This is a genomic window from Halosolutus sp. DAT137, from assembly GCF_059736405.1.
This window is the reverse complement of the sequence record NZ_JCAQID010000001.1, coordinates 633,055-645,503: the sequence shown is the minus strand read 5'-3', so window position 1 is coordinate 645,503 and position 12,449 is coordinate 633,055. Positions and strand designations below refer to the sequence as shown.

General features: G+C 64.3%; 11 protein-coding genes and 1 pseudogene. 8 read left to right on the top strand and 4 right to left on the bottom strand.

The window, feature by feature from the left end; translation table 11 throughout:
- Positions 1-57: 57 nt before the first annotated feature.
- Together aroA and AC6I6L_RS03135 are read right to left on the bottom strand one after the other, a co-directional pair.
- Entirely contained in the window at positions 58-1,350 is a 1,293-nt protein-coding gene (aroA, locus tag AC6I6L_RS03140; RefSeq protein WP_497916257.1) for a 3-phosphoshikimate 1-carboxyvinyltransferase, read from the bottom strand.
- A gap of 258 nt (positions 1,351-1,608) precedes the next feature.
- Positions 1,609-2,868, bottom strand: coding sequence for a magnesium transporter (locus AC6I6L_RS03135; RefSeq protein ID WP_497916256.1), 1,260 nt, complete (start codon positions 2,866-2,868; stop codon positions 1,609-1,611).
- Between the two features lie 236 nt (positions 2,869-3,104).
- Here AC6I6L_RS03135 and AC6I6L_RS03130 point away from each other — a divergent pair, with 236 nt between their 5' ends.
- Complete coding sequence (locus tag AC6I6L_RS03130; protein WP_497916255.1) at positions 3,105-4,289, top strand: M24 family metallopeptidase; 1,185 nt, start codon at positions 3,105-3,107, stop codon at positions 4,287-4,289.
- 64 nt (positions 4,290-4,353) lie between these two features.
- Here AC6I6L_RS03130 and AC6I6L_RS03125 read toward each other — a convergent pair.
- A pseudogene (locus AC6I6L_RS03125) lies at positions 4,354-5,742 on the bottom strand (cytochrome P450).
- 84 nt (positions 5,743-5,826) lie between these two features.
- Between AC6I6L_RS03125 and AC6I6L_RS03120 the strand changes: the two are divergent.
- Positions 5,827-6,528, top strand: coding sequence for a helix-turn-helix domain-containing protein (locus tag AC6I6L_RS03120; protein ID WP_497916254.1), 702 nt, complete (start codon positions 5,827-5,829; stop codon positions 6,526-6,528).
- Between the two features lie 69 nt (positions 6,529-6,597).
- On the opposite strand, the gene AC6I6L_RS03115 is transcribed toward AC6I6L_RS03120, so the two are convergent.
- Positions 6,598-7,680, bottom strand: coding sequence for an NAD(P)/FAD-dependent oxidoreductase (locus AC6I6L_RS03115; protein ID WP_497916253.1), 1,083 nt, complete (start codon positions 7,678-7,680; stop codon positions 6,598-6,600).
- A gap of 207 nt (positions 7,681-7,887) precedes the next feature.
- Here AC6I6L_RS03115 and AC6I6L_RS03110 point away from each other — a divergent pair, with 207 nt between their 5' ends.
- The 6 genes from AC6I6L_RS03110 to AC6I6L_RS03085 all read left to right on the top strand — a co-directional run bounded on the left by AC6I6L_RS03110 (position 7,888) and on the right by AC6I6L_RS03085 (position 12,432).
- Positions 7,888-8,664, top strand: a complete 777-nt coding sequence (locus tag AC6I6L_RS03110; RefSeq protein WP_497916252.1) for a prephenate dehydrogenase/arogenate dehydrogenase family protein — start codon at positions 7,888-7,890, stop codon at positions 8,662-8,664.
- Entirely contained in the window at positions 8,661-10,160 is a 1,500-nt protein-coding gene (locus tag AC6I6L_RS03105; RefSeq protein ID WP_497916251.1) for a small ribosomal subunit Rsm22 family protein, read from the top strand. The genes AC6I6L_RS03110 and AC6I6L_RS03105 overlap by 4 nt, the downstream gene beginning before the upstream one ends.
- 93 nt (positions 10,161-10,253) lie before the next feature.
- Positions 10,254-11,063: a 5'/3'-nucleotidase SurE gene (gene surE / locus AC6I6L_RS03100; RefSeq protein WP_497916250.1), complete on the top strand. Its 810-nt coding sequence runs from the start codon at positions 10,254-10,256 to the stop codon at positions 11,061-11,063.
- 91 nt (positions 11,064-11,154) lie between these two features.
- Positions 11,155-11,385 (top strand): Rdx family protein, encoded by a 231-nt coding sequence (locus AC6I6L_RS03095; RefSeq protein ID WP_497916249.1) that lies wholly within the window; start codon positions 11,155-11,157, stop codon positions 11,383-11,385.
- Positions 11,386-11,686: 301 nt separating this feature from the next.
- Positions 11,687-12,076 carry a helix-turn-helix transcriptional regulator gene (locus AC6I6L_RS03090; protein ID WP_497916248.1) on the top strand — a complete coding sequence of 130 codons (390 nt, stop codon included), beginning with the start codon at positions 11,687-11,689 and terminating at the stop codon, positions 12,074-12,076.
- Positions 12,077-12,285: 209 nt separating this feature from the next.
- Complete coding sequence (locus tag AC6I6L_RS03085; protein WP_497916247.1) at positions 12,286-12,432, top strand: DUF1328 family protein; 147 nt, start codon at positions 12,286-12,288, stop codon at positions 12,430-12,432.
- The last annotated feature ends 17 nt before the right edge of the window (positions 12,433-12,449 follow it).

Below are 12,449 nucleotides of genomic sequence, written 5' to 3'. Positions count from 1 at the left end.
AGAATCTCGTCGCTGGCGCAGACGCTGGAGTGTCCGCAGTACACCCGTTGGATATCCTCAATCTGACCGATCGATCGCCACTCCCAGCCCCTCGAGCAGCTCGAAAAAGCCGGGGAAGGAGACGTCGACGTGGTCAGCACCCTCGATCGTCGTTTCGCCCTCGGCGACCAGTCCGGCCAGCGCGAGCGACATGATGATCCGGTGGTCGTCACAGCCGTCGACCGTCGCGCCCCGGAGGGTGGAGTCCCCGCCGTGGACGGTCAGCGAATCGTGTTCCTCGGTGGTTTCGACGCCCATCTTCCCGAGTTCATCGGCCATCGCGCTCACGCGATCGGTCTCCTTGTACCGGACGTGTTCGGCGTCGAAAATGCGGGTGTCGCCCTCGGCGACCGCACCGAGGGTCGCGATAGTCGGCAGCAAATCCGGCGTGTCAGCGACGGAGACCTCGATGCCCGACAGCGGTGCCGCCGTCACGTCGATCGTGCCGGCCTCGCGGTCCCAGTCGACCTCAGCCCCCATTCGATCGACGATCTCGACGATCGCGGTGTCACCCTGCGCGCTCGGCTGTGCGCCCTCGATCGTCACGGTTTCGTCGCCGGCGATCGCACCCGCTGCCAGCGGGTAGGAGATCGACGAGAAGTCGCCGGGGACGCGGTACTCGCCGTCCTCGGGGCGGTACGGCTGATCGCCGGCCACGGTGAAGCCGGTTTCCGTCTTCTCGGTCTCGACGCCGAACGCGTCGAGCACCTCGATCGTCACGTCGACGTAGGGTGCGGACTTGAGTTCCGTCTCGAGGTCGATCTCGATCCCCTCGTCGGTGACGGCTCCGGCCATAAGCAGCGCCGTGATGTACTGCGAGGAGACGTCGCCGGGAATAGACACCGTACCGCCGGCGATCGGACCGGTGACGACCAGCGGGGCCTGGCCATTTCCGCGGGTGCTGAAGGCCTCGCCGCCGAGGTCCGCGATCGCGTCGAGGAGCGGTCCCTGCGGCCGAGATCGCAGCGAGGCGTCGCCCGTGAGAACCGTCGTGCCGTCGGCCAGCGCGGCGGTCGCGGTGACCAGTCGCGTCGTCGTCCCGCTGTTTCCGCAGTCGAGAACGTCCGCCGGCACGTCCGGGCGGCCATCGAAGCCCTCGATGGAGAGGGTTCCGTCGCCGGCCCGGCTCACGTCGCCGCCGTACAACTCTACTGCACGGGCGGTCGCTTGCGTGTCCGCACTCCAGAGCGCGTCGTGGACCGTCGCGCTGTCGGCGTATCCCGAGGCGAGAATCGCCCGGTGAGTGTAGCTCTTCGACGGCGGTGCACGGGCCCGCCCTCGCACGCTCGAGGGGGTGATCGTGACGTTCATGGTCGCCCTGTGGAGCGGGCCCCCCTTACCGATACCGATCTGTGGAACGATACTGTCGGACAGAAGCGGGTGAAGAGGATCCGTCGGACGAAAGCGCGAGTGCTACGACAGTTCCGTCCAGCAGGCTCTGTTGAACCCCTTCAATCGTGATACGAACAGGGTGCTACATACAGGGCGCGTAGCTCGCATAGAGAGCAGTCGGATTGGTGTTCCCAGATCGATCATACACAGCCAATGACAGGAGTGTATCAGCGGCGCTTACAACAGGACCGCCTGGGCCAGGCCGAGGAAGACGAAAAAGCCCAGCACATCGGTCGCCGTCGTGATGAAGATCGTCGCAGACGTGGCCGGATCGTATCCCGCTCGATCGAGCAAGAGCGGCGTGATGGCACCGAAAAAGCCCGCGATCACGAGGTTCGCGATCATCGAGATGCCGATGACGGCCCCGAGTAAGAGTCCGAACTCGCCAAACGAAAAGGCGATCGCGATCACGGCGACGAGCACACCGGTAATGGTCCCGTTGACGGCACCGGCAACGACTTCGTTGAAGATGATACGTTTGCCGGTGTTGAGTGACACCTCACCGAGTGAAATCCCACGAACAGTGACCGCCATCGCCTGTGTGCCGGCATTTCCACCCATCCCGGCGACGACCGGCATGTATGCTGCCAAGATGGCGACGGCAGCGATGGTTGACTCGAACAGCCCAACGACCGCTGCAGCCATAAACGCCGTTCCGAGGTTGAGGATCAACCACTTATATCGTCGCCGTACCTTCGTTCCCGGACCGTCGAGAACACTCTCTTCTTCAGCGACGCCGGTGAACTCGTAGAGTGTTTCACCCTGCGCCTCTTCGAGCAGCCGTAACAAGTCCTCGGCGTGGATCACGCCGAGGATGTCTTCCTCTTCATCGAGTACAGCAACGGAACGCTCGCGGTTTTGCTTGAACACCTCAAGAACCTCTTCGTCGTCCCGGTCGTACCGGACATGCGGTGTCTCTTGGACGTAGTCGCTGATCGTCTCGGTTTCGGGATCAGCCACGGACAGCGCCGCGCCGGGGAGTTCGCCCTGTAATTCTCCGTCTGCAGTAACAAAGATCGTCGGAACCTGTCCCGTTCCCTCTTCGAACCGACGAACGCGTTCGATCACGTCCGGGAAGTCTCGCGTCTCATCGACCGTAACGTAATCGAGGCTCATCACCCCAGCCGCACTTTCAGGGTCAAACGAGAGTAGGAAGTCGATTTTCTCGCGACGCTGGCGATCGATCGTTGCGAGCAGCGCCTCACGTGTCCCTTCGTCAACATACCCGAGAACGTCCGTCACCTCGTCCGGATCCAACCGGTCGATAAACGCCTCCAGTTCCGACCGACTCATGTCAGCGATGAGGTGTTCTTTCACGTCTTCGGAGAGTGAGAAGAACACGTTTCGCCACTCGTTCCGTGGTAAATCGGTAAACGAATCCGACGGCTCCGGATCCATCGCAATTGTTTCCTGTAATTCCGTAGATTGCCGACTCATATGCGGATCATCTAAGGCAAGGACTAAATCATAACTGGTAGCGCTATCGTGAAAAGACGCTATCAGCAGGCGCTGCTCCACCGACACTGAACAGCCAATTTAGTTGGATATAACCGTGACCTGCCGACCCTGGGGTCCGGCCGGTGATCGGATTCGGTAGCTAACCGAATCCGCCGATCGATCGAATCCCGCCGAGACCCACGGGATTATGACCACCGCTCCGTACAGTCACGGACATGGACGCTGATCTCTCGCCACTCGTCGAGTTCCTCGCGGCGAACTCGATCGACGCGTATCTCATCGACGACGACGCCTCGGATTCGGACCAGCGGTACGTTTCCGGCTTCGACGCACCGGACGCCTACCAGACCCTCGTGACTGCGGACGGGGCGGTCCACCTGCTGGTTTCGGGGCTCGAATACGGCCGAGCGAATTCTGACTCGGACGCCAACACCGTCACTCGACGGGCGGCCTACGACTACCAGCAACTCGTCGCGGAGTTCGGCGCCAGCGAAGGGGCACTTCGCACGATCGCCGCGTTTCTCGACGAACACGGCGTCGAATCGATCGCGGTGCCCCGAAACTTCCCGACGGGAACCGCCGACGGCCTCCGAGAACACGGCGTCACCGTCACGGTCGAACCCGCGGGAATCGTCGAGGACGTTCGCGCGAGGAAAACCGACTGGGAGATCGACCAGATCCGGGCGACCCAGCGGGCTAACGAGGCCGCGATGGCCGCCGCCGAGAACCTAATCGCGACCGCCGAGATCGACGACGGCGTGCTCGTCCACGACGGCGAGGCGCTGACCAGCGAACGCGTCAAAGAGGAGATCGAGATCACCCTCGTTCGCCACGGCTGTGCGCTCGACGACACGATCGTCGCCTGCGGAGCCGACGCCGCCGACCCGCACGATCGAGGCAGCGGCCCGCTTCGGGCGGACGAACTGATCGTGATCGACATCTTCCCGCGGGACAAGGAGACGAAGTACTTCGCGGACATGACGCGGACGTTCGCTCGGGGCGACCCCGGTGAGGAGGCTCGACGGCGGTACGCGGTCACGCGAGAGGCGTACGAGGCCGCGCTCGACGCCGTCGAACCTGGCGTAACGGGTGCGGACGTTCACGACGTGGCCTGCGACGTAATCGAGGACGCGGGATACGAGACGCTTCGGAGCGATCCGAACGCCGAGACGGGCTTCATTCACGGCACCGGACACGGAGTCGGGTTGGACATCCACGAACAGCCCCGCGTATCCCCCTCCGGCGGCGAACTCGAGCCCGGCCACGTGATCACGATCGAGCCGGGACTCTACGATCCAGCAGTTGGCGGCGTCCGAATCGAGGACCTGATCGTCGTCACCGACGACGGCTCCGAGAACCTGACCGACTACCGCGTCGGACTCGAGCCGAGGGCGGAGTGATCGTCAGAGGCGGTCGCCTGCGGAGCGATCACCGGTTGAAAGCGATCGAAAGCCCGGATCGTCGTCAGTTCCGTTCGGTAACTCGCATCCGAACGCCTTCCGCTGGCTGGAGGGTTGCGCCTGGAGCGAGTTTCGGCTCCGGGTCGCTCAGGAGTTCGAACTCGAAGCGCTGGGCCAGCGTCGCGAGCACCAGTTTGAGTTCGAGCATCGCAAATCGCATGCCGATGCAGTGTCGCGGACCGCCTCCGAACGGGAAGTACGCGTAGTCCGGAAGCTGTGCCTCGAACTCGTCGTGCCAGCGATCGGGGCGGAACGCGCCCGGCTCGTCGTAAAACCGCTCGTCGCGGTGCAGTAGATACTGTGGAAGCGACACGATCGTTCCTGCCGGAATCTCGCAGCCGCCGATCACGGCATCCTCGGTCACCTTCCGGAGCATCAGAAACGCCGGCGGATAGAGACGCATGGCCTAGTTGATGACTCGCTCGGTGTACTCGAGTTCGGAAACGTCAGCGAAGGTAGGCGTCGAGCCATCGAGCACCCCCTCGAGTTCTGCATCGAGTTCGGACCGGACCGCTTCGTGCTGGGACAGCAAGAGGAACGTGTACGTCAGCGCGAGCGACGTCGTCTCGTGGCCGGCGAACGCGAACGTGAGCAGGTTGTCCCGGATCTCTTCTTCCGACAGCGTCTGTCCATCCGGCCCTGCCGCGAACAGGAGAATCGACAGCAGGTCGTCGGCGTTCTCGCCACCTCCGCGACGGCGATCGATCAACTCCGTCACGCGATCGCGGTAGTCGGCCATCGCTCGCCGGTACCGGCGGTTCCCCGGCGTCGGAACCCACTCCGGGATGTACGACGCGACGCTCCGGCTGTTCGCCTGCTCGTTGATGATCCGTGCCGCCCGCGCGATCGCTTCGTCGTCGCCCGTCGGATCGATCTCGACGTCGAACAAGGTCGACGCGAGAATTTCGAGCGTCAGTCTCGACGACGCACGATTCAACGCGATTTCGTCGCCGTCGGCCCACCGATCTGCCGTCGCGTCCGCGACGCCGCTCATCGTCTCGGCGTACGATCGAATTCGATCGATGGTGAACGCGGGCTGCATGATCCGGCGCTGGGTTCGCCACTGCTCGCCGTCGGTGAACAGGATCCCCTCCGGCGCGAAGTCGAAGCCCCGATCTGCGAACAGGTACCGTTCGAACCGGTCCGGTTCCTCGACCAGGACCCGTTCGACGTACTCCGGGTGGAGCAGCGCCGTGACCGTATTGCCGGCGATCCGGTAGCGAACCACGTCGCCGTAGCTCCGGAGCCCCTCGAGAAATCCGATCGGCTCCCGAACGATCTGCGGGGTGTTGCCGACGATCGGATAGCCGTCCGGTCCCGGCGGAACGCTCGCCTCGACCGCCCCGGACGACTCCGGGTCGGTGCTCGCACCGAGAGACGCATCGTGGCTCATGTTCGATCCTTCTCGGAGACAACAGTTCGACGTTTCCCCGACGCTCCTAGCCCATTTTTATATTCGGCGGCCGAATTCCGAACGATGCCGATGCGGTATCTCGACGTGTGGGTGCGTCTGCCCGATCGACTGTGCCACCCGATGCAGCGGTTTATCCGCCGGACGGACGCCGTCCGGTACGAAGAACTGCTCGCCTGGAACCTCCACGGCGAGGCCGGCGTCGAGTACGAACTGTTCTACGTCGAAGCCGATCGCCAGCCCTACCGCAACGCGCTCGACGAGGTCGAATCGATTCGGGGGTACTCGATCGTGCCGATCGACGACGATTCCTTTCACCTCTACGTCTGCGAGGAGACGCGCTCCGAAACGACCGACTGGCGCGGCGCGTTCACGGGTCGCGAGTTGATCGTCGTGCCGCCGATCCGGTACGATGCGGACGGCGTAATGGGCGTCTCGATCGTCGGCGACGGAGACGACATCCAGCAGTTGCTCGAATCCATGCCCGATGAGATTACCGTCACGGTCACCGAAATCGGGACCTACGATCGCCGCGGCGGCCCGCTCGCGGGCGTGCTCACCGATCGACAGCGCGAGGCCGTTTCGGTCGCTCTCGAATGCGGCTACTACGACGTTCCACGGAAGGCACCGCTTGCAGCGGTTGCGGACTCCCTCGGGATTGCCGAGAGTTCCGCCTCGGTGTTGCTCCGCCGCGCCGAGCGGGCCGTCTTTTCGCAACTGCTGGAGCGCTACGGGAGTGTGAGTCGAGGCCTCGAGGACGGGAACTGATCGACGGATGGTCGACGCAGTATCAGGATGCCCGCGGCGATCGCTGGCTCGGACTCCGATTCGATCGCGTCACGCAGAACGGCCGATCCGTTCGCCGACGTCGAGTCCGTTTCGCAACGCGGCGTGGAGTCGTCCCTCGCCGGCGACCCAGTCACCGAGACAGTAGAGATTCGCCTCTTCGGCGGTTCCAAGCGGTCCCTCGAAGACCCCCTCCTCGGGCTGTGCGTACCGCCATCCCTGATGGTCGGTCCAGTCGGGCTTTGCGAGCCGATCGTCGTCGAGCACGTCCGCGGTCATCACCGCCAGATCCTCGAGATTCGAGTCAGGATTGGCGTCATAATGCTCGACCGACCAGTCGTGGCCGGCCTGGACGATCAGCAGCGACTCGCCGGCGGGGATGTGGCCCGGTTTGCACTCCTCGCGGGCGATCCAGCCGATTTCGTGGGCCTTGTCGGTGTTGATGAGCGCGTAGTAGGGTTTCTCGAGTTCGAAGGGGTAATGGAAGATTCCCGTCCAGACCGTTCGGTAGGGAACTGCGTCGATCGTCTCGAGGAGCGTCTGGCGTATCTCGGCGTCCCACTCGGCCGATCGGAGCAGTTCGGCAGTCTGTGGGGCCGGCGGATTCAGACAGAGCACGTCGAAGGGACCCCAGGTCCGGCCGTCGGTGTCCTCGAGTCGCCACTGTGACTCGTCCCCGTCACCAGTGCCGTTCTCGGTCCCGCCCCCGTTCTCACCGTCTCGAAGTATCGTCTCTACCCGCGTCTCTCGTTCGATCGTCGCGTCGGTTCGTGCAAACAGGCGCTTTGCGATCTGGGTCAGCCCCTGCCGGTAGGTCCACTTGTGCTCGTCGGCGTCTCGCCCTTTCGAGACGGTGGCCTCGCTGTCGAACGTCCAGATCGGTTCCTCGATGTCGACCAGCCCGTCGGTGTCGAGCGTCTCGGTCAGGAGGTCGACCACGCGATCGTCTGCGGATTTGACGTAGTTTGCGCCGTAGTCGTAGACGACATCGTCGCGACGACGGGTCGCCGCCCGCCCACAGAGTCCGCGCGATTTTTCGAGGACCGTCACTTCGGCGTCGTCGATCGTCTCCTCGAGTACGTACGTCGCGGCTGCGGCCGCCGCACCCGCGCCGACGATTCCGATCCGTGTCATAGGTCGTCTCGGGTCCGGCGACTGAAGAACCTACGTGCAAACAGTGTCGGGTGGCGAGGGTGCGATCGAGACTCGAGTACGATCGATCGTGGCCGAGTCGACCGGTGCCAACCGGAAGTGGTCGAGCCGGCCGTCGTACGCCGAGGGCCGTCGGTCGCAGACGATCGATCGAACGGCTTTTGCGACACGGGGCGGTAGTCGTGGCCGATGGAGGTACTGATCGTCGGTGCGGGGTCGATGGGGACGTGGTTCGGGAGTGCCGTCGACGCCGACGTCACGTTCACCGACGTCGATCCCGACGCCGCGAGCGCGGCTGCCGAGGCCGTCGGCGGCGGCGTCACGACGCTCGAGGGGAACGACAGCTACGATGTCGTCTGCCTCGCGGTGCCGATGACCCACGTCGTCGACGCGATCGCGGCTCACGCCGACCGGGCCGACCGGGCGATCGTCGACGTTTCTGGCGTGATGGACGCCCCGCTCGCCGCGATGGATCGTCACGCACCGGCGCTCGAGCGGGTGAGTCTCCACCCGCTGTTTGCCCCTGAACGTGCACCGGGTTCGATCGCCGTCGTCCGCGATGAACCGGGACCGGCGACCGACGCGGTGCTCGACGCACTCGCGGCGCGAGGTAACAACCTCGCGGAAACGACGGCGAGCGAGCACGACCATGCCATGGAGTCGGTACAGGCGGCGACTCACGCCGCCGTCCTCTCGTTCGCCCTCGTAGCCGAGTCCGTTCCGGAGGAGTTCGAGACGCCGATATACGCTGGCCTGTGCGACCTCGCGAAGACGATGACCGAGGGGACCCCACGGGTCTACGCGGACATTCAGGCGACGTTCGCCGGTGCGCAGCGGGTCGCCGACGCTGCCGCGGAGATCGCCGCTGCCGACGACGCGGAACTCGCGGCACTGTACCAGGAGGCAGCGGCTAACTGGCACACGGCGGATCGAGAACCGGACGAAATCGACGGTGAAAACCCATGACCGACCAGCGCGAGGCGATTCGATCGAACGCGAAGTATCTGCGTAACGTCCGCCCGATCGACCCGGAGGAGATCTGTGACTACGTGTCCGGAACGCCGCATCCGGCGGTCGTCCGCCAGCACCTGCGAGAGGACGCCGTCGACCTCGGCCTGCGCGAACGTGACGACGGGACGTTCGTCCCCGTCGACGACGAGCCGGTTTCACCCCGGCGCGGCCCCGTCGAACGGTTCCCCGCCGACTACGAGCAGCGTGTCGAGGACCTGCTTGTCGATCGCTACGGCGTCGGCTGGGAGACCGGCGTCTCGGCCGATCTGCTCCGATCGACGATCCGGCGGTTCAAACAGCAGTACCTCGACGGGCGGCCGGTCGACTACGACGAGGATGTGGCAGCAGGGTACGCGATCTATCATCTCCCGGCGTACTACGCGGCCGTCCAGTACGCACTGGACGATCTGGCCGAGCAGGGCCTTCTCGGGCGGCACCTGCGCGTCCTCGACGTCGGGGCGGGCGTCGGCGGTCCCGCGCTCGGACTCTGTGACTACCTGCCCGAGGACGCACTGGTCGACTACCACGCGATCGAACCGAGCGCAGCGGCGGATGTCCTCGACGAGCTGCTGGCCGAGACGGGACGGAACGTTCACTCCACGATCCACCGGACGACTGCGGAGGCGTTCGATCCGACCGCGCCTGAAGGGGGCGATCCGACCGCGCCGGAAGACGGCTTCGACCTGATCCTGTTTGCGAACGTGCTGAGCGAACTCGACGACCCGGAAATCGTCGTGGAGCGATACTTCGACCTGCTCGCATCCGACGGGACGGTGCTCGCGATCGCACCCGCGGACAGGAACACTGCGATCGGGTTGCGCGAGGTCGAACGCGCGCTTGAGGGGCGGCGGCTTTCCGGTCCCGAAGCGGCCGACGAACGCACCGTCACCGTCTACGGGCCGACGGTTCGGCTGTGGGCCGGCGAAACGCCGACCGATCGGGGCTGGTCGTTCGACGCCCGTCCCGACCTCGCGGTGCCGTCGTTCCAGCGCCGACTGGACGACGCCACGCCCGCGGACGACGACGAGCACGCACCCGGCGAGTTCGTCAACGTCGATGTCCAGTTCGCCTACTCCCACCTTCGCCTCGACGGCCGCCGGCGGATCGATGTGGACCTCGATCGCGACGAGTGGGCGGCGATGGCGGAGATGGATCGTCACGTCACGAACCGGATTGATCTCGTGGCGGCCAAACTCAGCCGATCGCTGAGCGACCACGACGACGACGGCGCTCCGGGCCGGTCGAATCCGCTGTTCAAGATCAGCGACGGCAGCGAGTCGATCGATCACTACGCCGTCCTCACCAGGGAAACGTCGCTCAACCGGGCGCTACTCGAGGCCGACTACGGCGACCTGCTGGCGTTCGAGCGCGTTCTCGCACTCTGGAACGACGACGAGGAGGCGTACAACCTCGTCGTCGACGAGGAGACGATCGTCGATCGGGCCGGATAGCGGTCGAAAACTGGCCACGGGGCACCCTGCAAATGGTGGGTCTGTGTCTCCGGAAACGGTGGGCTTTTCGGCTCCGACACTAACCGAACCGACATGAGCGACGACACGGAGATCCTGTTGACCAACGACGACGGGATCCACAGCACCGGGATTCGGGCGCTGTACGACGCATTGAGCGAACACGCCAGCGTGACCGTCGTCGCCCCGGCAAACGATCGAAGCGCCTGCGGCCGCTCGATTTCACACGAGGTCGATGTCTGGGAACACGAACTGGGCTACGCCGTCGAGGGAACGCCAGCCGACTGCGTCGTCGCGGGACTCGCGGAACTCGGGCCCGTCCCCGACCTCGTCGTCGCGGGCTGTAACAGGGGCGCGAACCTGGGCGAGTACGTTCTGGGACGGTCGGGGACGATCAGCGCCGCCGTCGAGGCCGCCTTCTTCGACGTTCCCGCGATCGCGACCTCGCTGTACGTGCCCGTCGACGACGAGACGCCGTTTCACGAGGTCAACCTGTCGGCGGCCGAGTTCGCAGAGGCGGCGCGCGTGACGACGTTCCTCGTGGAACACGCGCTCGGGTCGGGAGTCTTCGGCGGCGGGACGTATCTCAACGTCAACGTCCCGCTGCCGGGAGACGAGCCTGCGCCGATCGAAATCACCCAGCCCTCGAAGCGCTACGAAATGGATGCCGTTCGAAACGGCGACGCGATCCATCTCGCGGATCGCGTCTGGGAATCGATGGACCCGGAGACGCTTCCCGATCCCGAGGGAACCGATCGCCGGGCCGTCGTCGAGGGGCGAATCAGCGTCTCGCCGCTGTCGGCACCGCACGCGACGAACAACCACGGGATCCTCGACGACCTTCTCGACGAGTATCGGGACCGAGTCGGTGCAGTCGAGCACTGACGGGCGACGGTGTACCGTCGTCCCGCCGCATGCTATTGCAGCGGTTTCCCCGACCCCGGATGGTTTGTACTAGCGGATTGAATCGTCGGGTGTGACGACGGTCGAAATCGAGTACTGTGTTCCGTGTGGCTTTCTGGGTCGTGCCGAGGACGTACAGCACGTACTGTTGACGACGTTCGAGGACGACTTAGACGCCGTCACGCTCGCAACGGGCGATCACGGCATCTTCGTCGTTCGCGTGGATGGTGCCGTCGTCTTCGACAAACAGGACGATCGATACGACGTCGACGCAATCGTTCGGCGCGTCCGGGAGCGGCTGTAGCGTGTGGGATGTACCGCAGGACACGGACGATCGATCGGGGACTGCGGGTCCGGCCGGCAGCCTGGAATCGACAGGACAAATTCGCAGACAGAAACCGACGGTACTTTGCTCGTTCCGCGCGTGTCGGAATGGTGAGGGAATAACCAACTTGCGGGTCGCAAGGCCGGGGCTATTCGGTGGCGGTGGCATCACGATACGTATACCCGAACCGTCCCGAGGGCAAATATATAAAATATGAAACATAAAATCAACGTAGGAGCGCGTTCAAGCAGCGATAGTTTCACACACGGGTGACCAACAGATGGTATTTGACACACTTCGAAACCGACTTTCGTCCCTCTGGTCATCAGGAACCGCTGAGGAGGATGAATCGACCGACTCCACGGCTGGCACGTCCGAGCACGCGGCCGGCGACGAAACGCTCAGTTATGCCGAACAGATCGAGTACGGGGTCGACGAACGCGACCTCCCCGACGAGGATCTCGTGCTCAGACTGCTCGTCAAACGCGGCGGCCGCGTCGATGAGTCGACCGTCCGAGAGGAAACCGGCTGGTCGGCCGACCACCTCGAGAGCGTCGTCGATCGAATGGAAGCCGACAATCAGGTCAGCGCCATCACCGTCGGCCGAAAGCGCGTGATCTGTCGGCGCGGATTCGAGCCGAAGGGGTATCGCGGACATTTAAACGAATAACGCGTCGCGATCGCACTGATTCGCGATCGATGCATTTTGATTTTTACTGGGCACCCACAGGTCGACGGCCCGACGCTCGCCGTCGTAGATGTTCCATTTCATCAAGTTGCCACGGCTGTGATTCGAGACACTGCTTCGGACGACCAGGGCGGGGCCAGACGGCGTATGAAGGCCCAACTCGTTTCGGGTGAACGGCCGTTTTTCGAGACATGTTAGAACTTGCAATCCTGTTCTTCGTGATCGCGCTCGTCGCAGGAGCACTCGGCGCAGGCGGCGTCGCCGGCCTCTCGATGACGATCGCGAAGTGGCTCGTCCTCCTGTTTTTGGTGCTCGCCGTCATCTCGCTGTTGCTGTAGGCCGTCCGAGGCGAGCA

Excerpts from the sequence above, each read along its gene's own strand:
- aroA (WP_497916257.1), bottom strand. The coding sequence starts at position 1,350 with ATGAACGTCACGATCACCCCCTCGAGCGTGCGAGGGCGGGCCCGTGCA.
- AC6I6L_RS03135 (WP_497916256.1), bottom strand. The coding sequence starts at position 2,868 with ATGAGTCGGCAATCTACGGAATTACAGGAAACAATTGCGATGGATCCG.
- AC6I6L_RS03130 (WP_497916255.1), top strand. The coding sequence starts at position 3,105 with ATGGACGCTGATCTCTCGCCACTCGTCGAGTTCCTCGCGGCGAACTCG.
- AC6I6L_RS03120 (WP_497916254.1), top strand. The coding sequence starts at position 5,827 with ATGCCGATGCGGTATCTCGACGTGTGGGTGCGTCTGCCCGATCGACTG.
- AC6I6L_RS03115 (WP_497916253.1), bottom strand. The coding sequence starts at position 7,680 with ATGACACGGATCGGAATCGTCGGCGCGGGTGCGGCGGCCGCAGCCGCG.
- AC6I6L_RS03110 (WP_497916252.1), top strand. The coding sequence starts at position 7,888 with ATGGAGGTACTGATCGTCGGTGCGGGGTCGATGGGGACGTGGTTCGGG.
- AC6I6L_RS03105 (WP_497916251.1), top strand. The coding sequence starts at position 8,661 with ATGACCGACCAGCGCGAGGCGATTCGATCGAACGCGAAGTATCTGCGT.
- surE (WP_497916250.1), top strand. The coding sequence starts at position 10,254 with ATGAGCGACGACACGGAGATCCTGTTGACCAACGACGACGGGATCCAC.
- AC6I6L_RS03090 (WP_497916248.1), top strand. The coding sequence starts at position 11,687 with ATGGTATTTGACACACTTCGAAACCGACTTTCGTCCCTCTGGTCATCA.
- AC6I6L_RS03085 (WP_497916247.1), top strand. The coding sequence starts at position 12,286 with ATGTTAGAACTTGCAATCCTGTTCTTCGTGATCGCGCTCGTCGCAGGA.